Below are 21951 nucleotides of genomic sequence, written 5' to 3' on the forward strand. Positions count from 1 at the left end.
GTAGCAGGCGGGATTATCCGACTAACTGACTGATGGTTTTTGCCAGCAGCAATACCCCTACCAGCAATAACAACCCAAAAACAACGCGGCTAAACTGCGCCTGACTTACCTTGTTGTGCAGCGCATTACCGCACAGGGCGCCGGCAACCACGCACGGAACCAGCCAGGCAATATGGGTTGCCTGTGATGCCAGATTGTCAAACAGCAGAAACCACAGGGTCAGGGCGGTATTCAGCGTCAGCCATACACTGAGCAGTGTGGCGCGGAAGCGGGCTTTGTCCATTGCGCTTCGTGCGCAGGCGTAAACCAGCAGTGGTCCGCCAGAAGCAAACAGACCATGGGTTATCCCGGCCGAAAAAATCAATGCGCCTCTGGTAAGCGCACTGTGCGCCGGTGCATGCAGGTGGGCAAGCGACCGTATTGCGAACCAGCAAACAATCAGGGCGAACAGCCCTTTGCTGAATAGCTCGGGCAGATAACCGGTTGCTAACACGCCCACCAGTGTCCCCAGTCCCATCAGCGGCAAAATGTGCTTTATCAGCAGGTCATAATCAATATGTCGGCGATGCCGGAAAACCAGCGGGCCGGTCATCAGAATATTGAGCGGTACCAGCCATTGCATCAAGTCATGGATATTCATCACCAGTGCGCCAATAGACAGTGCCACAACAATGCTGCCAAAACCGGTCATGGCTTCAATCGTGAACGCCACCAGAACACCCAGAGCAACAATGAAAAACGTCATGCGTCCTGCTCCAGTTCACTGGCCAGCCGTTTGCGCATCAGGTGCAGGTAGACCCGCGGCATCAGACGGTATAACAAGCTCGAAAACCGCGTGAAAGTATCTGGTAGCAGGCGTTGCTGGCGCCGCGCCATTGCCGTAACAATTTGCCGGGCCATGGCCTCACTGCTACGCAATGCGCCCACCATGGAGCGTGCGTGTGTGGCCCTGCCACCCTGGCCGTTCAGGGCGTTCTGTTCAATCGGCGTGGCCAGAAAGCTGGGATATACCATCAGGATATGCTTACCGTTTCCATGCCATTCAGCTCGCAAGGTTTCAAAGTACTGGTGTAATGCCGACTTTGACGCGCAATACCCGGCACGCCCCAGTACAGGCATCCAGCCCGCCATTGAGCTGATATTGACGATACAGGCTTGATCAGTGAGTACCGGGAGCAGTTCCTGGGTCAGTTGAACCGGCGCCAGGTAGTTGATTTGCATGACTTTCTGAATAATTTGTGTCTGCGTTTTGTCGGCCAGCGAACGGTGGGTAATCCCTGCGTTATTGATAAGTACGCTGATCCGGGTTGGCTCACCGCAGAGTGTTTGGGTGAGCGTTGTGATGTCAGTCGGCTCACTCAGGTCACAGACGAAATAACGCTGGCCTCCGAGTGATGCAGCCGCTTGTTTAAGGGCATCAGCTTGCACGTCGATAAGGATCAGGTCGTAGTGGGGCGCGAGTTGCCGGGCTAAATCCAGTCCCAGACCAGACGCCGCACCGGTGATAACCGCGACAGGGCGGGAGGTTGTCGTTGTCTGCATCAGGATAATTTCCGTTTAAGGTTGTGTTCAAGATAGAAGTCGAACACCTCACGCGTATTTTTTTGTGGAACATAACCAAACTCGGCTTTCAGCGCCCGATTGTCCAGCACCGGTCGGTAGCGCAAAAAATCAAGTTGCTCGGCACTGTAGCGGGTCAGGCCAAGCGCGTGACCGGCTTTGAGCAGCAGCGACAATAATGAGGCCGGGAGCTGAATCAGAGGTTTGTCGAGCACCTTGGCGATTTCAGCCATGGTCATCGCACCGTCACCGGCCAGATTGAATTGTCCCGTTTTACTGTCGGTCACGCCTTTAATAATGATGTTGACCACGTCTTCATCCCAGATAAAAACAAATGGCGAGGGTGAACCTTTAACGCCCAGCAGGCGTGATTTGGTAAACAGGTTGGTGATTTGGTTCCGGGTGTATTTGCCCAGAACCGTGCCCGGCCTGAGCACCAGTTGGTTGAGGTTGGGGTGTGTGCTCCGGTAGTCTGCCAGCATTTCTTCAATCAGGCGTTTATGCTGACTGTATGCAAAGTGATCATTGCCGCGCAGCGGGTGCTGCTCGTTCAGCCACGACGGGTTGTCGGCATGATACCCATAGGCTGCGCCGCTGCTGGAAACCGTGATATGGCTGACGTGGCTGTCAATGCAGCAGCGCAGTACATTGCGTGTGCCATTGACATCAATGTCATAATCGCGGGCCCGGTCACTGCTGGCCTGCATGACGCTGGCCAGGTGTACGACGTGGGTGATCTGATGACGCGTCATAACATCCCGCAATCCGGCGTCACGGATGTCCATCGTGTAGTAGGGATAGGTCTGCTGTGCTGACGGGCGGATGTCAATGCCAACAATTTTATGCTGCCCGGCCAGTCTGGCTATCAGTCGTTGTCCGATATAGCCTTCACTGCCGGTAATCAGGATATTAAGACTCATAGGAAACCTGTTTATCAGAGGTGCGCTGTCGGCGTTGCTTTCGGTCGGAACGCTGCCAGAACAGGCTCAGGCTCGTGCCCGAAATAAGGTGCCAGATACCCCATGCGGCCGCAATGATCGCCATCCCGGTGAGGTCGGAAAAAAACGTAAAAATAATGCCAAGACCAAGACCGGAATTCTGCAGCCCGACCTCAAGCGTAATGGCACGCCGGTCGGGTGTAGCTAACCCCAGTGCACGTGCTGAACCCCAGCCAATCAGCAGTGCCAGGGCATTGTGCACCACCACAGCCAGTAAAAATAAACTTGCACCGCCAATAAAGCGCTCCCAGTTCATGAATAAGGCAATGGCGACAAAGCCGAACAGGGTGAACAGGGAGATAAAGCGAAAAAACGGCTCGCTTGTACGCGCAAACTCCGGCCACTGGCGCGCACACAGCAGACCGAGCGCGAGCGGGATAGCGAGGACGAAGGCCACGACTATCAGCATGTCGGTCACCGACACCGAAATGCTGCTTAGCAGCGCGTGTGTGCGGGGATTGATCGACGCATAAAACATAAAATTAAGCGGGGTTAATACGCAGGCGAGCAGGCTTGCAATCCCGGTCATACTGACTGACATGGCAGTGTTGCCGCCAGCCAGATAAGTCATCAGGTTTGAGAAGCTGCCGCCGGGGCAACAGCTTACCAGCAATAACCCCAGTGCGATTTCACCCGGCATGGGGATCAGCCAGGTCAGCAGACAGGTCAGGGCGGGCAGCAGGATAAACTGGGCGGCCATGCCCACTACCGGGCCTAACGGCTTTTTCACCACACGGCGAAAATCTGCGGTAGTGAGGCTAAGCGCAATGCCAAACATCATCATGGCGAGAATGGCATTGAGGGTAAATAACGTTTCCGGCGACATCTATACTCCCGGGTTCAGCTGGCGCTGCTCATGGGACAGCGCGTTCAGATAATCGGTTTTGTGTACGTAATACGCCATGCGCTCCAGTGCCAGGTATCGCATACCGCCGTCTATTCGCTGACCGGCTTTGGTGTTTACCCGGGCGAAAAAGGCAGCGGCAGCGTCCGGATCGTCCTGTTGCAGACGGATCACCCTGGCCACCAGTTTGGCCTGTTCATCACGGCCTTGCCAGCCTAACCCGGCCGCCTCAACCATGCCCATAACAAACAGGTTTGAGTGAAGCGGATTAAACACATTCAGATACAACTGCGGCGCATCGCCCACCCAGTTCAGATGGTGTTTGTCGATGAACGGATAATGCAGCTTGTAGCCCGTGGCCTGCAGTATCAGGTCATAGTTCGCTTCAGTACCGTCAGTAAAACGGGCACCATCCGGCGTGAGCGTGTCGATACCAGGGCGAACCTGAATATCACCGTGACCAATATGATGTAAGAACAACGAATTGATAACAGGATGCGACTCATACATCTTATAGTCGGGGTCGGGCAGGCCGTAGTGGCTTGGTTTACCTGAAATCAGCCGGACCAGCGTGCCGTCAATACGTTGTTTGAGCCAGTTAGGCAGCCGCAGTTTTCCGCCCAGCGTGTCGGTTGGCAGACCGGCGACAAATTTCGGTAAAAAGTAGTAGCCGCGGCGAACTACCATATCGACCTTGCTCGCACGATGAACCGCATCTACGGCAATATCACAGCCGCTGTTGCCACAGCCGACAATCAGCACCCGTTTATCGGCAAAGATATCGGCACTGCGATAATCGGCACTGTGCAGTTGTTCACCGTTAAACTGGCCCGCAAAGCTGACTCTGTTAGGATGATGCAGGGTGCCATTAGCCAGCAATACGCCAGCAGCGATAATCTCATGCTGCTTATCACCCTGGCGGTATTGCACACGCCAGTTGTCTCCTTCCGGCTCAAGGCGTTCAACCCAGCAGCCAAACTCATAGTGACGGTACAGGTCAAAGTGCCGGGCGTAGCTCTGGAAGTACTCTTTGAGCTGGTCGTGGCGTGGATAAGTGGCAACTTCGTCACGCATCGGGAAGTCATCAAATTCGGTCATACGCTTTGACGAAATTAAATGCGCCGAGTCATACATGGTGCTGGTTGGACTGTCGATGTCCCACAGTCCGCCAACGTCCGAATGCGCTTCAAGCCCAAGCACACGGATGCCTTGTTCTGCCATTCGGCGCACAGTGCACAGGCCCATAGGACCAGCGCCAATTACAACGTACGGGTTCATACTCACGGTCTCTGGTAATTGCATTGCGATGAGATTAACAAACTATTCACAACCCCGCCTTGCTCGGATGAGACAAATAACTAGTTAATACGGGACAAAATGCGTATCCTTTACCAGCATTCATTTTTCCCAGAGGACAGCATGACAGCTAGTGTGACCCAAAGCTTTACCCAGGCGATTCTGTCGCGCCTGGAGCAGCTGAATATTGCGATAGATCCTGAACTGCTGTCACGGATACGTCAGCATCAGGATGATGCGCGTCTGCCGATGGCGCTGCAGGATGCGTTGTGGCAGTGGCTGGAGCAGCACAATGAGCGCGGACTTGGACTGCATATCGGTCTGGCTATGCTGCCACAGCATTTTGACACCATTGGCTTCTTATTGCTGAGCAGTCCTTCGCTGAGTGTGGCGGTAGACAGCCTGATTAACTATTCGCCGCTAATTGGTGAAGGGGGACAGTTTGCCAAAACGCATACGGCGCAGGGTTGGAGCATACGCTATGACGCCAGGTTTACCATTGCGGTGAGCTTACGCATTGAAGCGATCTTTGCCAGCATCGCCACGGGGGCGCGCTGGGTCGCGGGCAAAAATATTACCCCTGTTGCCGTCTGCTTCTCGCATGCTCAGCAGGCACCGGACGCATTATACCAGCAGGCTTTTGGCGAGGCCGAGGTGAACTTTGAGCATGCTCATAATGCCATTGTGTATGCCGACAGCGACTGGCATTACAAGCAGCGAGAGGTGAACCCTGCGGTGCAGGCGCAAATGCTTGGGCTGGCTAATCAGCAGCTGGCGCAGCTCTCGCCGCAGAATTTTGTGGAGCAGGTTGAGGCACTGCTTACTAATCAGCCGTGGCTGTCACGTGCGCAAATCGCTGCCAGCCTGGCTGTCAGTGAGCGAACCCTGCAGCGTCGTTTACGTGCCTCAGACACCCATTATCAGGCCCTTGCACAACATATTCGCAAACAGCATGCACTGGCCCAAATTCACAAACCTCATGTTACTCAGGCAAGTCTGGCAGACTATCTTGGTTACAGCGATGAAAGCGCGTTTGCAAAAGCCTTTAAGCGCTGGACCGGTATGGGGTTTCGCGACTACCGCCGGACACAGATAAAACATGATGACTGAAAAGTAGGGCAGCATAAGCCTGTCATAAAAAACTTGTTCGGAATTAATGCACCATTGTGCAATTGACCTACTCTGTTAGGGTAGAGGGGTAGGGGCTGCATTCACATATTATGAAAACGTATCTGGGACTTTTTTTGCTGTGCATCTGGGCGCCGGCGTTTGCTGAGCAGGCCCGCGTGACGCTGGGTGCATCACTGTTTCCGCCAAGTGCATACATTGATGAGGGCAGTGGTAAGTGTGTCGGCGAGAATATTGAGGTTGCCAGTAAGATACTCGCACACTACAACATCGAACTTGAGGTGGTGTGCGCGTTACCCATCAGAATGTACCGCCTGGTAGAACGTTCAGAAGTCGACTTTACCGTTAATGTTAAATCTACACGTGCACTCAAACCGTATGTGGAATTGATCGAGCCCCCCCTGAAACAACTAATCATTAATCTCTATCATCATGGCGCTCAGGGCGATTTCAGAACCATTTCAGCCATACGCGGTTTCGATTATGAAGGGGGACGGCAGCGGCTGACTGAGCAACACTACCAGTTCATCGACCTGCCCACCGCCGCCTCCGCACTGGAGTTGTTTCTGAAGGGGCGCAGCGATGCGCTGATTTCATACCAGTCCAACGTACTGCACTTACAGCGACAAACGGCGTTAGTGCTGCCTGAGGGGATAAAAGTGACCCCGCTATTGAGAGTGAACGCGTACTTCGCCGTCGCCAAAGGTTCGCCACATTTTGAACTGCTAAAACGCGTATTTAATGACTACGCCGAGCAACACCAACTGACTTATTTTGTGCAAACACTGGCTGAATAGCTGGCTACTTTCCTTCGCATAAAAAAAACGACTGACGTCGGCTTGATGTTTGGTACCAGAGGCCGGGCTTGAACCGGAAAAACCTTGCGGTCGGCGGATTTTGAAAGTTTAGCGTGTGAAGAAATATTTTTAAAAATCAATGATTTGGGTGGTTTTTTTAGACGCTATACATTTCTTTGCACACAGTGGCTCTTCTTCTCTGCTTTTATTGCCTTCTCTCAATGGCTGGAATATCAAAGTAATCGTCTGGAGATGAGGCTTTTAATTTAGCCATATACTCCTTCCGTTCCTTCCTTCGCTGTATAGTCTCGCCAAACACATGAATATGTTCTTCCTCATAAATATCGCGAACTTCGTCTGAAGTTAAAATCCCAAGTAACCGACAGGCCTGAAAGAGGCCCTCTGTACGATTTTTCCTAACGTCATCACTATCGCCTCGCTTCGTGTTTTCGAAGCAAGTCCGTAACTCATTGCGACAATGAAGAATAAACTCGCGAGGTTCCATCTGCTCTCCTCTTAATTAAGCGTTTCGTTCAAGCCACTCATCAACTCTTACAGTTCTGTCCAGTTCAACCCCAAAGTGTTTATGCAGCCAGTCTCCGTCGATGGAGTAGATTAGCAGATACCTGGTCATTGGACGCTCAGTGGTCTTGGCTAGAATAAATGAGCGTGTTCGCTCAACTGTCTGTAACTCGTAAACTTTGTCTCTGACGCCTTCGGGATAGTTTGCGTGATAAAAATGAAGGGAAAAGAGACTCCTACCCGATTTCTTTCTATCTAGGCGATAGACTTTTATCGGAGAATAGGTTCGTATCTCAGACTCAAACTCTTCGCCTATTATTTCGGCTGCATACCATTGATTCTCGCTCAGCGTAAAACGTTCATGATTCAAAACTGGCATCCCTTTAATTCGTTCATGAAATTCACAAGTCTCAATTACGATCCCACCTGTATGCGCATCGCTTGCGAAACACTTTACACCATTAATGAAGCATTCTTGGTGCTCATAAGGTGAGTCATTATCTACGTATTTACCAGTGATGCCGCCATGGATTCCAACATTGAAATACCTAACATTTCTCCCGCTGGAGTCAGTTGCTTGTTCCTCACATCGCTTGCAGACATAATTCGGATATCTTGAGAAGTAATCAAGCCGCTTGTCGCATATAGGACACTGATGCGACGATTTCAGTCCTTTCATAGTTATATCCTTAAATGCAACCGCGTCTCTTATAATTCGCCGCCCACTCCTTGGCTCTTCGAGAGTAGCTTTGTATTGCTTTCTCATTTGAAAGAGCGAACCGGTTTTTAATCTGTTCTACCTGGATTCTACCCCGTTTACATTAATGATGAAGAGATACTTAATCAACGTATGTTCAAATCACTCCGGATCTTCCTTAGGCAGTTTATCTCGCTCCAATTGTGAGAGAAGTGCCAGGGTATGATTACTCAATTAACTGCTGAAAGAGGGTTACGTAAGGACACAAAAAAACCGACTCAAAGGTCGGCTTATTGTGTGCAAAGAAGGATGGTACCAGAGGCCGGACTTGAACCGGCACAACCTTGCGGTCGGCGGATTTTGAATCCGCTGCGTCTACCAATTCCGCCACTCTGGCACAGAGTATATTGCAGTAACAACGCGATTCGGGAATTGGAAACCGAATCGACGTGGTGATTATAGTTATCGCCTATTGGCATGCAAGCTTTTTATCGGGAGAAATCAGATAACTGGCGAGAGATTAATCACCTGGCGTTATGAAACAACTGATATGAAATGAACTCGCGATGTTTGAAATCTGACCTATAGTTAAGTTTCGGGGTATTTTATCAGTTGTAGGAAACAGGCATGCAAAGTAAGCAACCCGGGCTACGCTCAACAAAAAAAACAGAAAACAGCACCACCAGAAAAGACACCAGCAGGGACAGCGATGTCATCATCAAAGAACCTGTTACCAAATCAGTCAGTACGAAGACCTTGCCGGACCGGTATTTCACCGAGTCTGACATTGCCCGCATTCTGTCCAACCTGGATGCACTGCGTACCGATGTTTATCCGGCTGATACACCGGATAAACAGCCGTCGGCACCCGCGCAGCATTTTCCGTCGGTATGTTTGATTGGCCTCGGGCGTTGCGGTTCAAATATCGCGCTGGATGTCTCGTCGCTGGTGTACAACGCACGAAAATATTACCTTAATGAGTTCCGGGATGAGCAGAATCGGGCGCATGAAAAGGAAAGCCGGCCCATCCGGTGGATCCAGCGCAACTTAAACCTGGCATCAAAAGAAGTCATTAAACCTGTGTTTCTTATTGAACCGCTGGTGGTTCTGGGAGATTTAGACAAAGACATCGAGGGGCGCATTCGTTTCTCGTCAAAGAATGCCAGCGGCGACTTCCTTACAGACTATAACAAACTGAAAATTATGGATCTGTCCGAAGTGCACGCGGGCGGCGCGGGTAATGCGCCTATCCTGGGGCAGTACCTGGCGAAAATTATTCTTAAAAAAGAAACCGACCACTTCAGTAATAAAGAGTGGAAGTTTATTCATTCCTATCTTATCGATTCCTGTGGCATTAAAGCGAATCAGTCACGCCTGTACTTTTATATTTTCAGCGCGGGCGGTGGTACAGGTTCTGGCATGGCGTCGGAGTTTGGCCTTGCCCAGCAATATTCTTACATGAGTAAGACTTTCGAGGTGCGCAGCGAGCGGGAAATACAAAGCAAACACCAGTCTTTTGTGTTTGAGCCCATCTTTACCAGTGGTATTTGTATTCTGCCTAATATTTCAGACCGCCATTCCGAAATGTCGGAGGCCCTGCACATCAATGCAGGCCGTTTGCTGTGTAAATACTTGTCTGAAGAGTGGAATTTCTCCTACAACTCAGATCGCGAAATTGAGAATCACTCTAAGGATGTGCTGGCACGCATACGCCCGTGGAATGCCATGATGCTGATTTCCAATGACATCATGCGCTATGCTGAGCAAAACGATGCTGACAGCAGCATTCAGAACATTGACGTCAACGCCATGGAGCGCTACGCCAATCAGTATATCAGTCAGCAGATTTTTAACATTCTGACTGCCCAGGCTGTCACCACCGATTACGATGAAAACTACTTCAGACGGGCGGGTATCGACATTGGTGAAACCATCCGTATGGACGCGAACGACCTGTTTATGAGTCTGGCCGGCCCCGTTGCCATTGCTTATGCTGAATCGGTGACCGACATGGCGACGCATACGCAGCGCAAGGAACTGGATATTGATGACTTGTTCTTCCGGTCAATTGATTTACCGCACTTCAACCAGAAAACGCAGGCAATCGAGGGCATCAGCCTGTTACCGGTAGAGTCACACAAATACCGCAAGGCGCTTCAGCAATACCGCGAGTCTAATTACGATCCGAGCAACCTGCGTAAACTTCACTTTTTCCAGAACTGCTCGTCGGTCGTGTCAATTGTGTCATTACCCAAAGACTACAAACTGTCTTACATGGCATTAAACCGGTTAAAGGCACACCTGAACGCACTCTTCCCGAATACAACGCTCAAGCGTTATGCGCTGGTTATTGGTGCCTCTGCTAACCTGTCGCTGACTACCCTGATAGCGAAAAGTCCGTGTCTGAGTGATGACTTCCTGACGCTGATCGTGGCCTTCATTAAGCGCTGCTTTGCGCGTAGTGATGTGGGCTATGACGATACGATCGACAAAGCGATTGTGGAGTTTATCCAGGCCGATGAGTTTGATGAGGAAAAGCTGGAATCGATGTTGCTGCAACATGAAGATCCGGCCAAGATCCTCGATACCAACTGGCATGCCATCAAGCCCATGTACGAGAAGAAATACCGCGAGATTATCCGTGATGAGAAGAGCTTTACGTCAATCAATGATATTCGTCTGAACATTGATAACGTGAAAGACACCATCCGGTATCTGCGACAAATTTACCGTCATCGCATCAGTAAGACCCGGGTCATCTCGCTCAATGATGGTATTGATTTCAATGAAATGCCGGAAAAAAGCAAGGAAAAGTAGACCTCAGAAAGAGAATAAGTGCTTGCAATTTAACCTCTGGCGGATGATGCCAGACCGGGCAGCTGTGTACCGGTCTGGTGTTGTACTCTGGTTGTTATTGGCAGTGTGTGGCATGGTGCCACACATGCTGCGGGCGCAGGACGTCAGCGTTGGTGACGACCCGAAAATAGTCTCAGTGTTCATCTCGCAACAACCCCCCTATGAGTCTGTCAACGCTTCGGGACAGCCCGAAGGTATTGCTATTTCGGCGTTAAACGCGCTGTTTGAAAAACTTCACTGGCAGGTGCGATATGAATTGGACTCTGTTCCCCGAGGTGTCAGAAACCTGCACGCAGGGGTTTATGATATTTCGACGGCTGTTGCGCCCAATAACAAGATCAACGCAGCGTATCTGGTCAGCCGTGTGCCGCTATACCATATTCGTCTGGTATCACTACGCCGCGCCGACACGCCCCCTGTCAGCAATGTGAATACACTACGGCAGCATCCTTTTGCAGTGCTGTCCGGTAATCAGTTTCACTATCTTGAGATGTTTGATGTAGACCTGGCGTACGATCAGGCTCCTTACAGTGTGACATCCGTGGCCAAGGGGCTGGATATGATTGAAAAGGGCCGTCTGGCCTATTTTCTCACGTACTACGATGACGCCCTGCCGATAAATCCGGCACTAACCTATGACGTACTGTCTGACAGACCGGTACATATCATTGTGTCACGCTCGCATCCTGATGCAGAGAGGTTGATCGCAAGCATCAATGACGCGCTGGTCGAATAATGCCGGTCATGTCACCCTCAATCGTTGAGAATTTCATATGCTGTGGCAAACTACGCAGGCTTCCAACCTTAAGAGACAACGCGTGACAAACAGCGACGCAACAAAAACAACCGATAATGAACAGACCACGGCGCAACGTGCTGGCTTTATTCGCCGCTTGCTGGCAATGGTTTACGATACGTTGGTAGCAACCGCCGTTGGGATGTGTGCCGCCATGGTAGTCACTGTTGTGATGGTCGTGTTGCTTAAAAACGGCGTGCTGGATATGTCCGGGTTTGAACAGCCTGCAGACTTCATTCAGCAATCCACACTCTATAAGGGCATTATTCAGGTCTGGGTTGCGCTGTGGGTTATTGGCTTTTTTCTGTGGTTTTGGCGTAAAGGCGGGCAGACACTCGGTATGCGGGCCTGGCGACTACGCATTTACAGTACAACAGATGAGCCGATGACGTGGCGGCGTTTATTGCTGCGCCTGGTATTCTCACTGGGTGGACTTGGCACATTGCTGGTACTGTTTGATATTAAAAATAAGCAGTCGCTGCAGGACCGGGTAGCCGGTACCGAAGTCCTGAAGCTCACCAAAGAAATGAACGACCACAAAAGCTGGTAATGGTGTCAGCGTCTTAACAGAAACGCAGCTACCGCGGCAAACATCGCACTGGGTAACAGCGCGCCAACAACCGGCGGCAGCTGATATACCAGGCTGAGCGGACCAAACACTTCATTGGTAATAAAGAAACCAAAGCCAATCAGTACACCCATAATCACCCGCGCGCCCATTGTCACACTGCGCAAGGGTCCGAAAATAAACGACAGTGCCAGTAGCAGCATCACACTGACGGAAACCGGTTGCAGGATCTTTCGCCACAATGCCAGTTCGTAGCGGCTGGCATCCTGTGCATTGTTTTCAAGATAGCCAATATAATCAAGCAGGCCCTGAATCGACAGTGCCTCTGGCTTAACTGCGACTATCCCCAGCTTGTCCGGTGTCAGCGTCGAGTCCCAGCGCAGTTGTTCCTGCTGCTCGGCGCTGACCTTAGCATCAGTAAAACGGGTAACATTGACATCATTGAGCCACCAGCCATCGCTGTCAAAGTTGCCGTTGCGCGCATAGGTAATGCTGTTTAGTGTCAGATCGCTGTTAAAGTCAAAGATACTGATATCGCGAAGGCTGTCCTGTGACAGTACCTGGCCAATGCTGACAAAATGGTCGCCGTCTTTCGCCCACACCAGTTTATCGGAAGAAAACAGGCTGCCGCCGGTCAGCGCTTCAGTGCGAATTTCTTTTGCTTTCGACTCACTGAATGGGGTGACCCATTCGCCAACCGCCATAACGAGCACAATCATCAGCACCGCGGATTTCATTGCCGAGGCAATGATGTTCCAGCGACTCAGCCCGGACGCCTGCATAACCACCAGTTCACTGTTACTGGCCAGCACGCCCATACCGATTAGTCCGCCGAGCAGGGTGGCCATGGGGAAAAACTGCTCCAGCTCTCGGGGCAGGCTGAGTACCACATAAATCGCGGCCAGCGCCATATCGTAGTCGCCTTCACCGAGTTTACGCAGCTGCTCAACAAACTTAATCAGTGCTGACAGCCCCACCAGCACAGACAGGGTCACGGTAATAGTGCCCAGCAGGGTGCGTGCGATGTACATATCCAGAATTTTAAACATCAGCGCCTCCCCAACAGCCAGGCACGCAGTTGCGTCCCGGTCTTTCTGTCACGCACCAGCAACATGACACCGATGATCAGCATGATGGTATGTACCCACCATAGCCCCAGCTCTGCTGGCATTTTGCCATCTTCAAGCAGACGTCGGCTGGCAAGCAGCAGGAGAAAATAGCCCAGATAGAGCAGGATGGCCGGGAACATTTTTCCAAAGCGACCCTGGCGGGGATCGACAGAGCTTAGCGGAACTGCAATCAGCACCAGAAACGGGATGGACAGCGGAATGGCCAGGCGCCACTGCAGCTCAGCCCAGCCTTCGGGAGTATCGTCGTCCAGCAGAGCCAGTGTGGGGAGGACTTCCACGTTACGCCCGCTTTCTTCTATCGGTTTGTCGTTGATCTGAATCTGGTACTCATCAAATTCCACGCGCCGGAAATCGCGGCGTGTTCGCTGACCTTCATACTGCACACCCTGACGAAGTACCAGGTTACGGGTGCCATCATCATTCGTTTCAATCTCTCCCTGACGCGCATATACCACGCGAACCTGAGCGGTGCTGTGTGAGGCGTCCTCTTCCTGGGTTTGTGACAGAAAGACCCGTTGTAAGGTGTTGTCATCCGCATCGATATCGTGCGCAAAAATCACCGCCTTTTCATTGCCGGTTTGCTGAAAACGGCCCGGGATGAGGGCAGAGAATCCGGCTTCACTGCGCGCTTTTTCGCGCAACTGGTATTCGCTCTGGGCAGCCATGGGGGCAAGATACAGGGTAATGACAGCGGTAATCAGCATGATAAATACTGACAATATCAGCATCACGCGGGTAACGTACCATTCACTCACGCCACAGGCTTTAAGCACGGTCATTTCACTGTCAACATACAGTCTGCCGTGTGCCAGCATGATGCCCAGGTAAGCGCTGATGGGGAGTACCAGTGAGGCAAGAATGGGTGCATAGAGCGCGAGAAAGCCCATCACCAGTCCGGCAGGCAGCTCGCCGTCCGACGCATCACCCAGCACGCGCACAAAACGCAGGGTCACAAAAATCGCCATCAGAATAAAGAAGATAGCGAACTGTGACTTCAGTGTTTCCCTGACCAGATAGCGAAAAATCAGCATAAGTACGGGCTCGGAAAATTGGGATTTTTAATGAAAAAACGCACGATTTTGTTTAAACTTTATGTTTTTACAAGTTTTGCCTGAATTTGTTGCGGGTTTCTTACCCGGTTCAGCCGCATCAGCTCATCGTCTGTCGCACAATAATTGTACATTGCGACAGTCTCTGCAAGCATGCAGGTCTGGCTATGTATTAAAACATATTGCGGCGCAAAACGTTACGTGAATTTCGCTAACAAGCGACCTTTAAAATGAATTACAGCGAGGTATTATCGTGGAGTTTAGTGTAAAAAGTGGCAGTCCCGAAAAACAACGCAGCGCCTGCATCGTGGTTGGGGTATTCGAGCCACGACGCTTGACTGCGGTAGCTGAGCAACTGGATGAAATCAGTGAAGGCTATATCAGCAACCTGTTACGCCGCGGCGATCTGGAAGGAAAAGCAGGGCAAATGCTGCTGCTTCATCACGTGCCGAATGTCCTGAGTGAGCGGGTATTGCTGGTTGGCTGCGGTAAAGAGCGTGAACTGGATGAGCGCCAGTATAAACAAATCATCGCTAAAACCATTCGTACGCTGAACGAAACCGGTTCAATGGAAGCCGTCTGCTTCCTGACAGAATTACATGTGAAAGGCCGTGACACCTACTGGAAGGTACGTCAGGCGGTCGAGGCGACCGAAGATACGCTGTATACCTTCATGCACCTGAAAACCAAAAAAGGTGAGCCGCGTCGTCCGCTGCGCAAAATCGTGTTTAATGTCCCGACACGCCGTGAACTTACGGTGGGTGAGAAAGCCATTGAACATGGTCTGGCAGTGTCCAAAGGGGCTCGCACGACCAAAGACGTGGCGAACATGCCACCAAATATCTGTAATCCTGCCTATCTGTGGGAACAGGCCCAGAAGCTTGCCAGCGACTACGACTCTGTTGAGGCGTCTTGTGTGAATGAAACGCAGATGGCCGAGCTGGGTATGCAGGCCTACCTGGCGGTGGGGCGTGGTTCTGATAACGAATCGATCATGAGTATCATCCATCATCGTGGTGGTCCGGCTGACCAGGCGCCTATCGTGCTGGTTGGTAAAGGACTGACGTTTGATGCCGGGGGGATTTCTCTGAAACCCGGTGAAGCCATGGATGAAATGAAATATGACATGGGCGGTGCAGCCAGTGTACTGGGTGTTATGCACACGGTAGCTGAACTGAACCTGCCAATTAACGTAATTGGTGTGCTGGCAGGCTGTGAAAACATGCCCGACGGCAACGCGTACCGTCCCGGCGATATCCTGACTACCATGTCGGGACAGACCGTCGAGGTACTCAACACCGACGCAGAAGGTCGTCTGGTATTGTGTGACGCGCTAACCTATGTAGAGCGTTTCGAACCAGAACTGGTTGTTGACGTTGCAACGCTGACCGGTGCCTGCATCATCGCGCTGGGTCACCATGCTACCGCCGTCATGAGTCAGCACAATCCGCTGGCCCACGAACTGCTGAATGCATCGGAGCAGAGTTCAGACCGTGCCTGGCGTCTGCCGCTGTGGGATGACTATCAGGAGCAGCTGGAAAGCCCGTTCGCTGATATGACGAACCTGGGTGGCCGTCCGGCCGGCAGTATTACGGCAGGATGTTTCCTGTCGCGCTTTACCAAGAAGTACAACTGGGCGCACCTGGATATTGCGGGCACCGCCTGGCGCAGTGGTAAAAATAAAGGGGCGACAGGTCGTCCCGTGCCCATGCTGTCACAGTTCCTGATGAACCGTGCCGGTGTGAGTTACGAGGACTAAGCCTGTATGCCTCAGGTTGTGTTTTACCAGCTGACTGCAGCGGATGACTCCGCTGCGGCCCGTGCAGCCACTCTGATTGCTGACGCTTATGCGAACAAGCAAAAAGTGGTTGCGCTGTGCCGCAGTCAGGAACAGGCCGAGGAACTGGATGAACTGCTCTGGCAATTACCGTCTGACCGTTTTGTGCCTCACAACCTTCATGGTGAGGGACCGGCGGCCGGAACCCCGGTCGAGATCTGCTGGCAGGGAGATCAGCTGGGCAGGCAGCCTATGCTGGTCAACCTGAGCGAACAACGCATTTCCAGCATGAACAGTCATCGGCAAATTATCGATTTTGTACCTGTTGAAGAGGACGCCAAACAGGCGGCCCGGGTACGTTATAAAGAATATCAGAAGGCCGGCTGCGCCATGCAGTTCAAGTCGGCGTAATCTTTGAGAGAGACAATGGATAAAACCTTCGAACCTCAATCCATCGAGAAACAGTGTTACGAAAAGTGGGAAAAGTCCGGGCTGTTTAAAGCGTCGGGCACCGGCGACCCTTACTGTATTTTGCTGCCGCCGCCCAATGTGACCGGCAGCCTTCATATGGGGCACGGTTTTCAGCAGACGATTATGGATACGCTGACCCGCTACCACCGTATGAAAGGCGACAATACCTTATGGCAGGTGGGTACAGACCACGCGGGTATTGCAACGCAGATGGTCGTTGAGCGTCAGCTCAATGCGCAGGGAAAAACGCGTCACGACCTTGGGCGCGAGGCATTTATCGACAAAGTCTGGGAATGGAAAGAACACAGTGGTGGCACCATCACCAGCCAGATGCGCCGACTGGGCACGTCACCGGACTGGTCGCGTGAAGTCTTTACCATGGACGACAACCTGTCCCGTGCAGTCACGGAAGTGTTTGTGAAACTGCATGAAGAAGGGCTGATTTATCGTGGTAAACGCCTGGTTAACTGGGATCCGGTGTTGCACACGGCCGTGTCTGACCTCGAGGTAATTAATGAGGAAGAAGACGGCCACATGTGGCATATGCGTTATCCGCTCAGTGATGGCAGTGGCGAACTGGTCGTCGCAACCACCCGCCCTGAGACCATGCTGGGCGACACCGCGGTGGCTGTGCACCCGGACGATGAGCGCTATCAGCAGTTCGTGGGCAAGTTTATTCGTCTGCCGATTACCGGCCGGCTTATCCCGATTATTGCCGATGACTATGTCGATCCTGAATTCGGCACCGGTTGCGTGAAAATTACTCCGGCGCACGATTTTAACGACTATGACATGGGTAAGCGTCATAACCTGCCCATGATCAATATTCTTACCGCCGACGCCAAAATTAACGACGAGGCGCCGGAAGCCTATCGCGGGCTTGACCGTTTTGAGGCCCGTAAGCAGATTGTTGCTGACCTCGACGCGCAGGGACTGCTGGTTAAGGTTGATAAGCATAAGCTGAAAGTGCCTCGTGGCGACCGCACCAATGCGGTAATTGAACCTTACCTGACCGATCAGTGGTACGTGGCGGTTGAGTCACTGGCGAAGCCTGCCATCGAGGCGGTGGAAAGTGGTGAAATCAGGTTCATCCCGGAGAACTGGAGTAAAACTTACTTCCAGTGGATGAATAACATTCAGGACTGGTGTATCTCCCGTCAGCTGTGGTGGGGACACCGTATCCCTGCCTGGTACGATGATGCGGGGAACGTGTACGTGGGTCGCAGTGAGGATGAAGTACGTGCGAAACATGACCTGTCCGCTGAGGTCAGCCTGCACCAGGATGAAGATGTACTGGATACCTGGTTCTCTTCTGCGCTCTGGCCTTTTGCGACCATGGGCTGGCCGGAAAAAACGCCGGAGCTGGATACCTTTGTGCCGTCATCGGTGCTGGTTACCGGTTTTGACATTATTTTCTTCTGGGTTGCCAGAATGATCATGATGACCAAAAAGTTCACGGGCAAGATACCGTTTAAGCACATTTACATTACCGGGCTTATTCGTGACGAGAATGGCGACAAAATGTCGAAGTCCAAAGGTAATGTGCTGGATCCGATCGATCTGATTGACGGGATCAGTGCCGACGCGCTGGTTGAAAAACGTACCTCAGGCATGATGCAGCCGCAACTGGCTGAAAAAATTGCCAAGCGTACCCGTAAGCAGTTTCCTGACGGGATCCAGGCCTACGGTACTGATGCACTGCGTTTCACCTTTACCGCAATGGCATCAACCAGCCGTGACATTAACTTCGATATGGGCCGGGTTGAGGGCTACCGTAACTTCTGTAACAAAATCTGGAATGCCTCGCGTTTTGTGCTGATGAATACAGAAGATAAGGACACCGGGCGTGACGGTGGTGAAATGGTACTGAGTCTGGCGGATCGCTGGATTTGGGCGAAGTTCCAGCAAACCCTGAAAGAGTTTGAACAGGCCATTGCTGAATACCGCTTCGACATTGCTGCCCAGGCAGTGTACGAGTTTACCTGGAACCAGTTCTGTGACTGGTACCTGGAACTGACCAAGCCGGTGCTGAACAACGACCAGAGTTCAGAAGCTGAAAAGCGCGGTACCCGTCACACGCTGATCAACGTACTGGAACACCTTCTGCGGTTACTGCATCCGATGATGCCATTTATCACGGATACCATCTGGCAGCGCGTAGTGAAAGTCAGTGCGGTTCAGGTCAGTGATGATGCCAGTATCATGAGTCAGCCGTTCCCTGAGATGGATGCTGCTAAGCAGGATGAGCAGGTACTCAGCGATATCGAGTGGGTGAAGAAATTCATCGTTGGCATTCGTAATATTCGCGGCGAAATGGATATCTCGCCTAACAAGCCGCTGAATGCCTTGCTGAAAAACGTCTCTGAGGAAGATCATCGCCGTCTGGATGCAGCTGACAGCTTCCTGGACAAGCTGGCGCGTCTGGAAAGCGTTACCGTACTGAGTGACAACGATACGCCTCCGCCGAGTGCCACCGCCCTGGTTGGTGAGATGGAAATTCTAATCCCTATGGCCGGACTCATCGATAAAGATGCAGAACTGGCGCGTCTGACACGGGCTATGGAAAAGGTGGAGAAAGACGTCGCGCGTACGCGTGGCAAACTGGCTAACGAGAAATTTGTCAGTAATGCACCTGATGCGGTCATTGAGAAAGAGCGAGAGAAACTGAAAGACGCAGAAAGTCAGCTGGAGAAACTAAAAGCACAGCATGACACTATCGCCTCTCTGTAAACGTTAGAAAGGGTTGCTTCGGCAACCCTTTTTTTATGGTGTTTCTTTTGCGTTGTCACTGACCTTCAGGCGTCTTTGCAGCATATCAACCAGCGCGGCATGTTTGAGCGGTTTGGTGAGGTAGTCGTTCATTCCTGCCTGTACTGCCTGTAACTTGTCTTCTTTCATGGCATTGGCAGATAGACCAATAATCACGAGGTATTTAAAGCCCAGACTGCGAAGTTTGCGGGTCGCGGCATAACCGTCCATTACCGGCATTTGCACATCCATCAGGACCAGGTCGTAGTGGCCTCGTTGCCGGACTTTATCGACGGCCTGCTCGCCGTTTTCGGCAACATCATACGTCAACCCAAGGTTGGTCAGCATTTCGCCGGTCACGACCTGGTTAATGTGGTTATCCTCTACCAGCAGCAGGTGACCATGCAGTGCAACTTCTGTTACCTGGCGCTGTTCAGTGCGACTGGATACGCCAGCCGGTAACAGCAGCTCGCGAATAAACTGTTCGTACTGCAGCGGCGTGAAGGGATGTATCAGCAGTGGGCCGTTCCAGTTGGTTAATTGTGACTCTAATCCCGCGCCTGCCTGAGACGTAAGCACCAGCCCAACGGTTGTGCCGTTTTCGGTCAGGGAGGAAAACGTGGGTGTCCATTCGCTGAACTCCGCAGGATCGTCAATATCAACAACAACGGCTGAAGGGGCGGGCGTCTGAGCGCGCAGCGCCTTTGGCGTGATGATGTTAAGCAGTCGGGCCGGTTGCCGGTAAGCTAACGGCAGCAGCGGTGAGGCTGTGACATACACGGTATCATCCGGGATACTCGGTACTTCATGTAATACCCCATGCTGGTTCTTAAACGCCCGCAGCGGTAGCGTTACCTGGAACGTAGTACCCTCACCCGGGGCGGATGTGACGGACAGCGTGCCATGCATGAGGTCGGTGAGTTGTTTTACAATCGCCAGCCCAAGGCCGGTACCACCGAATTTGCGGTTGGTGGCATCATCGGCCTGCGTAAATGGCTGAAAGATACGGGCAACCTGTTCCTCTGTCATACCAATGCCGGTATCAGCAATTGTGAGCGACAGGGTCAACTGGTTGCCCGCGTCGTTCATTTGTCCGTCAAAGGCAATGTCAACGCGCCCTTTCTCGGTAAACTTTACCGCGTTGGTGCCGATGTTCATGATGATCTGTGCGATGCGCAGTGGATCGCCAATCACCTGCGGAGGGATGTCCGGCGACACCGTAAGGGTTACATTGAGGTTTTTCTCGCGCGCACGCAGTGCGATCACAGCAATCAGATTATTGAATAGCGAATGCAGGGAAAAACTGACAGCCTCAATATTCAGTTTACCGGCTTCAATTTTTGAGAAATCGAGAATGTCATTAATGACACTCATCAGAATATGCCCGGAGTACGCCGCTTTTTCGAGGTAGCCTTTTAACTGTGCCGACATGGGCTGCTGCTGCGCCAGCTCAATTAACCCGATAATGCCGTTAAGCGGTGTACGGATCTCATGGCTCATATTGGCCAAAAAGATACTTTTTGACGCGGTGGCCTGCTCGGCGCGCTGCTTGGATTCAGAGAGCGCCCGGTTAAGCGCTTCGAGCTGATTATTCATTTCCCTTGAATGAAGCAGCAACTGCTCTGTCTGCTGATTTTTATTCTGGAAAACACGTGCCGCGCGCGCCAGTTTGCCTATTTCATCCGAACGCTGGCTGCCCGGCACAACCACGTTCGTTTCATTGTTGGTCAGCCGGATAAAAACATCGGTAATCGACCGGATTGGACCAAGGATACGGAAGGCCGTAAACAAGGCGGTGACGATCGCCAGCAATATCGCAAAGAATGAGAACATTTCGCCATTGCTGCGCGTACGTTCGGCTACGTCCTGGGTTTGTTTTTTCAGTTGTTCAGTCTGTATTGTGACGCTGTCGGCCAGTTCTCCGCTTAAATACAGAAATTCATTCGCTGAACCTGCCATCACCACATTTACCAAAAACAGATTGCCCTGGGTCAGCTGGGTCAGCTGTAAGAAGTGCTCTTTGGCTCTGGCCAGCACGGGGGTAAGTACGGCTAACAGCGGTGAGTCAGCGGTAATTGATTGCTGAAGGTTATCCATCGCCCGGTTAAAATCGGTGACACGTTCAAAACTGGGTGAGGTCATGTATTGCAGCACCGCATTTTCTGCATCAAGAATACTCTGCCTGAGCCGGGTCACCAGCGTGCTCTCCAGATAGCCTTTCGCAACTTCTTCTGTCAGCAAAACTTTGATGCTAACCAGTGCTTTCAGCGAGTTGCGGTCGATAAGATCATCGCGCTCGGCGCGGGAAAGAACCACATCACGAAAATTTTTCTGGTAAGCCTCGAGGTGTTTGCGCATTCGCGACAGAAGATCATTATGCTGCATGGTGTCACTGTCGCCAATCTCCGCGGCCTCAAGCTGAGTAAGCTTATCGTCAATGGCCAGCATCAGGCGCTCGAAGCGTCTGACTGCGGAGTTACTTGCGTTTTCGTTAAAGATAAGGACATTGCGCTGCAAATCCAGCACTTCCCGTTCAAGTTCTTTAACCAAAGAAACATTGCGCACTGCCTGGCCTGACTTTTCCAGACCGTCGGTAAGCACAGTCTGGCTTTGCCGGGCAACAAACCCCTGCAGCAATAACAGCACGACCATTGCCAGCAGTACCAGTACCAGTTGGGTGCGAATGGATGTCAGCATGCGACGGAGCGATCCTT

The 21951-nt window shown here is 51.9% G+C and carries 18 protein-coding genes and 1 tRNA gene; 8 read left to right on the plus strand and 11 right to left on the minus strand.

The features are described from left to right. Window positions 1-13: 13 nt before the first annotated feature. Genes AB1N33_RS02895 through AB1N33_RS02915 form a run of 5 tightly spaced genes read right to left on the minus strand, consistent with a single transcriptional unit; the run spans window position 14 to window position 4704 of the window. Window positions 14-745, minus strand: coding sequence for a TSUP family transporter (locus tag AB1N33_RS02895; protein WP_411270036.1), 732 nt, complete (start codon window positions 743-745; stop codon window positions 14-16). Then, window positions 742-1542, minus strand: a complete 801-nt coding sequence (locus AB1N33_RS02900) for an SDR family NAD(P)-dependent oxidoreductase (RefSeq protein ID WP_411270037.1) — start codon at window positions 1540-1542, stop codon at window positions 742-744. Before AB1N33_RS02900 ends, AB1N33_RS02895 begins: the two co-directional genes overlap by 4 nt. Further along, window positions 1542-2480: an SDR family oxidoreductase gene (locus tag AB1N33_RS02905; protein ID WP_411270038.1), complete on the minus strand. Its 939-nt coding sequence runs from the start codon at window positions 2478-2480 to the stop codon at window positions 1542-1544. Before AB1N33_RS02905 ends, AB1N33_RS02900 begins: the two co-directional genes overlap by 1 nt. Next, window positions 2470-3384 carry a bile acid:sodium symporter family protein gene (locus AB1N33_RS02910; protein ID WP_411270039.1) on the minus strand — a complete coding sequence of 305 codons (915 nt, stop codon included), beginning with the start codon at window positions 3382-3384 and terminating at the stop codon, window positions 2470-2472. The genes AB1N33_RS02905 and AB1N33_RS02910 overlap by 11 nt, the downstream gene beginning before the upstream one ends. After that, window positions 3385-4704, minus strand: a complete 1320-nt coding sequence (locus AB1N33_RS02915; protein ID WP_411270040.1) for a flavin-containing monooxygenase — start codon at window positions 4702-4704, stop codon at window positions 3385-3387. A gap of 117 nt (window positions 4705-4821) precedes the next feature. Between AB1N33_RS02915 and AB1N33_RS02920 the strand changes: the two genes are divergently transcribed. Beyond that, the gene (locus AB1N33_RS02920; protein WP_411270041.1) at window positions 4822-5808 is read left to right on the plus strand and encodes an AraC family transcriptional regulator; all 987 of its coding nucleotides are present in this window, start codon (window positions 4822-4824) and stop codon (window positions 5806-5808) included. 110 nt (window positions 5809-5918) lie between these two features. Continuing rightward, complete coding sequence (locus tag AB1N33_RS02925) at window positions 5919-6623, plus strand: transporter substrate-binding domain-containing protein (protein WP_411270042.1); 705 nt, start codon at window positions 5919-5921, stop codon at window positions 6621-6623. Between the two features lie 205 nt (window positions 6624-6828). Here the strand turns inward: AB1N33_RS02925 and AB1N33_RS02930 are convergent, their stop codons facing one another. The 3 genes from AB1N33_RS02930 to AB1N33_RS02940 all read right to left on the minus strand — a co-directional run bounded on the left by AB1N33_RS02930 (window position 6829) and on the right by AB1N33_RS02940 (window position 8239). Next, window positions 6829-7128: a hypothetical protein gene (locus AB1N33_RS02930; RefSeq protein ID WP_411270043.1), complete on the minus strand. Its 300-nt coding sequence runs from the start codon at window positions 7126-7128 to the stop codon at window positions 6829-6831. Window positions 7129-7143: 15 nt separating this feature from the next. Beyond that, window positions 7144-7824, minus strand: a complete 681-nt coding sequence (locus tag AB1N33_RS02935) for a hypothetical protein (RefSeq protein ID WP_411270044.1) — start codon at window positions 7822-7824, stop codon at window positions 7144-7146. 328 nt (window positions 7825-8152) lie between these two features. After that, window positions 8153-8239, minus strand: a tRNA-Leu gene (locus AB1N33_RS02940). A gap of 230 nt (window positions 8240-8469) precedes the next feature. On the opposite strand from AB1N33_RS02940, the gene AB1N33_RS02945 reads away from it, so the two are divergent. The 3 genes from AB1N33_RS02945 to AB1N33_RS02955 are packed head-to-tail and all read left to right on the plus strand — an operon-like array spanning window position 8470 to window position 12044. Then, complete coding sequence (locus tag AB1N33_RS02945; protein WP_411270045.1) at window positions 8470-10659, plus strand: hypothetical protein; 2190 nt, start codon at window positions 8470-8472, stop codon at window positions 10657-10659. Between the two features lie 22 nt (window positions 10660-10681). Beyond that, window positions 10682-11434: a substrate-binding periplasmic protein gene (locus AB1N33_RS02950; protein WP_411270046.1), complete on the plus strand. Its 753-nt coding sequence runs from the start codon at window positions 10682-10684 to the stop codon at window positions 11432-11434. Window positions 11435-11471: 37 nt separating this feature from the next. Beyond that, complete coding sequence (locus AB1N33_RS02955; protein ID WP_411270047.1) at window positions 11472-12044, plus strand: RDD family protein; 573 nt, start codon at window positions 11472-11474, stop codon at window positions 12042-12044. A gap of 5 nt (window positions 12045-12049) precedes the next feature. Here AB1N33_RS02955 and lptG read toward each other — a convergent pair whose 3' ends face one another. Both lptG and lptF read right to left on the minus strand, forming a co-directional pair. Continuing rightward, window positions 12050-13111 carry an LPS export ABC transporter permease LptG gene (lptG, locus tag AB1N33_RS02960; RefSeq protein ID WP_411270048.1) on the minus strand — a complete coding sequence of 354 codons (1062 nt, stop codon included), beginning with the start codon at window positions 13109-13111 and terminating at the stop codon, window positions 12050-12052. After that, the gene (gene lptF, locus AB1N33_RS02965) at window positions 13111-14223 is read right to left on the minus strand and encodes an LPS export ABC transporter permease LptF (protein WP_411270049.1); all 1113 of its coding nucleotides are present in this window, start codon (window positions 14221-14223) and stop codon (window positions 13111-13113) included. The genes lptG and lptF overlap by 1 nt, the downstream gene beginning before the upstream one ends. A 271-nt stretch (window positions 14224-14494) precedes the next feature. Between lptF and pepA the strand changes: the two genes are divergently transcribed. Genes pepA through AB1N33_RS02980 form a run of 3 tightly spaced genes read left to right on the plus strand, consistent with a single transcriptional unit; the run spans window position 14495 to window position 19219 of the window. Beyond that, window positions 14495-16000, plus strand: coding sequence for a leucyl aminopeptidase (gene pepA, locus AB1N33_RS02970; protein WP_411270050.1), 1506 nt, complete (start codon window positions 14495-14497; stop codon window positions 15998-16000). Between the two features lie 6 nt (window positions 16001-16006). Further along, window positions 16007-16429 (plus strand): DNA polymerase III subunit chi, encoded by a 423-nt coding sequence (locus tag AB1N33_RS02975; RefSeq protein ID WP_411270051.1) that lies wholly within the window; start codon window positions 16007-16009, stop codon window positions 16427-16429. A 15-nt stretch (window positions 16430-16444) separates the two neighbouring features. Next, window positions 16445-19219, plus strand: coding sequence for a valine--tRNA ligase (locus tag AB1N33_RS02980; protein ID WP_411270052.1), 2775 nt, complete (start codon window positions 16445-16447; stop codon window positions 19217-19219). A gap of 33 nt (window positions 19220-19252) precedes the next feature. Here AB1N33_RS02980 and AB1N33_RS02985 read toward each other — a convergent pair whose 3' ends face one another. Further along, window positions 19253-21934: an ATP-binding protein gene (locus AB1N33_RS02985; RefSeq protein WP_411270053.1), complete on the minus strand. Its 2682-nt coding sequence runs from the start codon at window positions 21932-21934 to the stop codon at window positions 19253-19255. Between the last annotated feature and the right edge of the window lie 17 nt (window positions 21935-21951).

The organism is Alteromonas nitratireducens, from assembly GCF_040812025.1.
GTDB classification, from domain to species: Bacteria; Pseudomonadota; Gammaproteobacteria; order Enterobacterales; family Alteromonadaceae; genus Alteromonas; species Alteromonas nitratireducens.

Bases quoted from the DNA above. Each gene is read 5' to 3' on its own strand.
- AB1N33_RS02895 (WP_411270036.1), bottom strand. From the start codon at position 745: ATGACGTTTTTCATTGTTGCTCTGGGTGTTCTGGTGGCGTTCACGATT.
- AB1N33_RS02915 (WP_411270040.1), bottom strand. From the start codon at position 4,704: ATGCAATTACCAGAGACCGTGAGTATGAACCCGTACGTTGTAATTGGC.
- AB1N33_RS02945 (WP_411270045.1), top strand. From the start codon at position 8,470: ATGCAAAGTAAGCAACCCGGGCTACGCTCAACAAAAAAAACAGAAAAC.
- AB1N33_RS02985 (WP_411270053.1), bottom strand. From the start codon at position 21,934: ATGCTGACATCCATTCGCACCCAACTGGTACTGGTACTGCTGGCAATG.
- AB1N33_RS02905 (WP_411270038.1), bottom strand. From the start codon at position 2,480: ATGAGTCTTAATATCCTGATTACCGGCAGTGAAGGCTATATCGGACAA.
- AB1N33_RS02980 (WP_411270052.1), top strand. From the start codon at position 16,445: ATGGATAAAACCTTCGAACCTCAATCCATCGAGAAACAGTGTTACGAA.
- AB1N33_RS02900 (WP_411270037.1), bottom strand. From the start codon at position 1,542: ATGCAGACAACGACAACCTCCCGCCCTGTCGCGGTTATCACCGGTGCG.
- AB1N33_RS02920 (WP_411270041.1), top strand. From the start codon at position 4,822: ATGACAGCTAGTGTGACCCAAAGCTTTACCCAGGCGATTCTGTCGCGC.
- AB1N33_RS02975 (WP_411270051.1), top strand. From the start codon at position 16,007: ATGCCTCAGGTTGTGTTTTACCAGCTGACTGCAGCGGATGACTCCGCT.
- AB1N33_RS02930 (WP_411270043.1), bottom strand. From the start codon at position 7,128: ATGGAACCTCGCGAGTTTATTCTTCATTGTCGCAATGAGTTACGGACT.
- AB1N33_RS02910 (WP_411270039.1), bottom strand. From the start codon at position 3,384: ATGTCGCCGGAAACGTTATTTACCCTCAATGCCATTCTCGCCATGATG.
- AB1N33_RS02935 (WP_411270044.1), bottom strand. From the start codon at position 7,824: ATGAAAGGACTGAAATCGTCGCATCAGTGTCCTATATGCGACAAGCGG.
- AB1N33_RS02955 (WP_411270047.1), top strand. From the start codon at position 11,472: ATGCTGTGGCAAACTACGCAGGCTTCCAACCTTAAGAGACAACGCGTG.
- lptF (WP_411270049.1), bottom strand. From the start codon at position 14,223: ATGCTGATTTTTCGCTATCTGGTCAGGGAAACACTGAAGTCACAGTTC.
- AB1N33_RS02925 (WP_411270042.1), top strand. From the start codon at position 5,919: ATGAAAACGTATCTGGGACTTTTTTTGCTGTGCATCTGGGCGCCGGCG.
- lptG (WP_411270048.1), bottom strand. From the start codon at position 13,111: ATGTTTAAAATTCTGGATATGTACATCGCACGCACCCTGCTGGGCACT.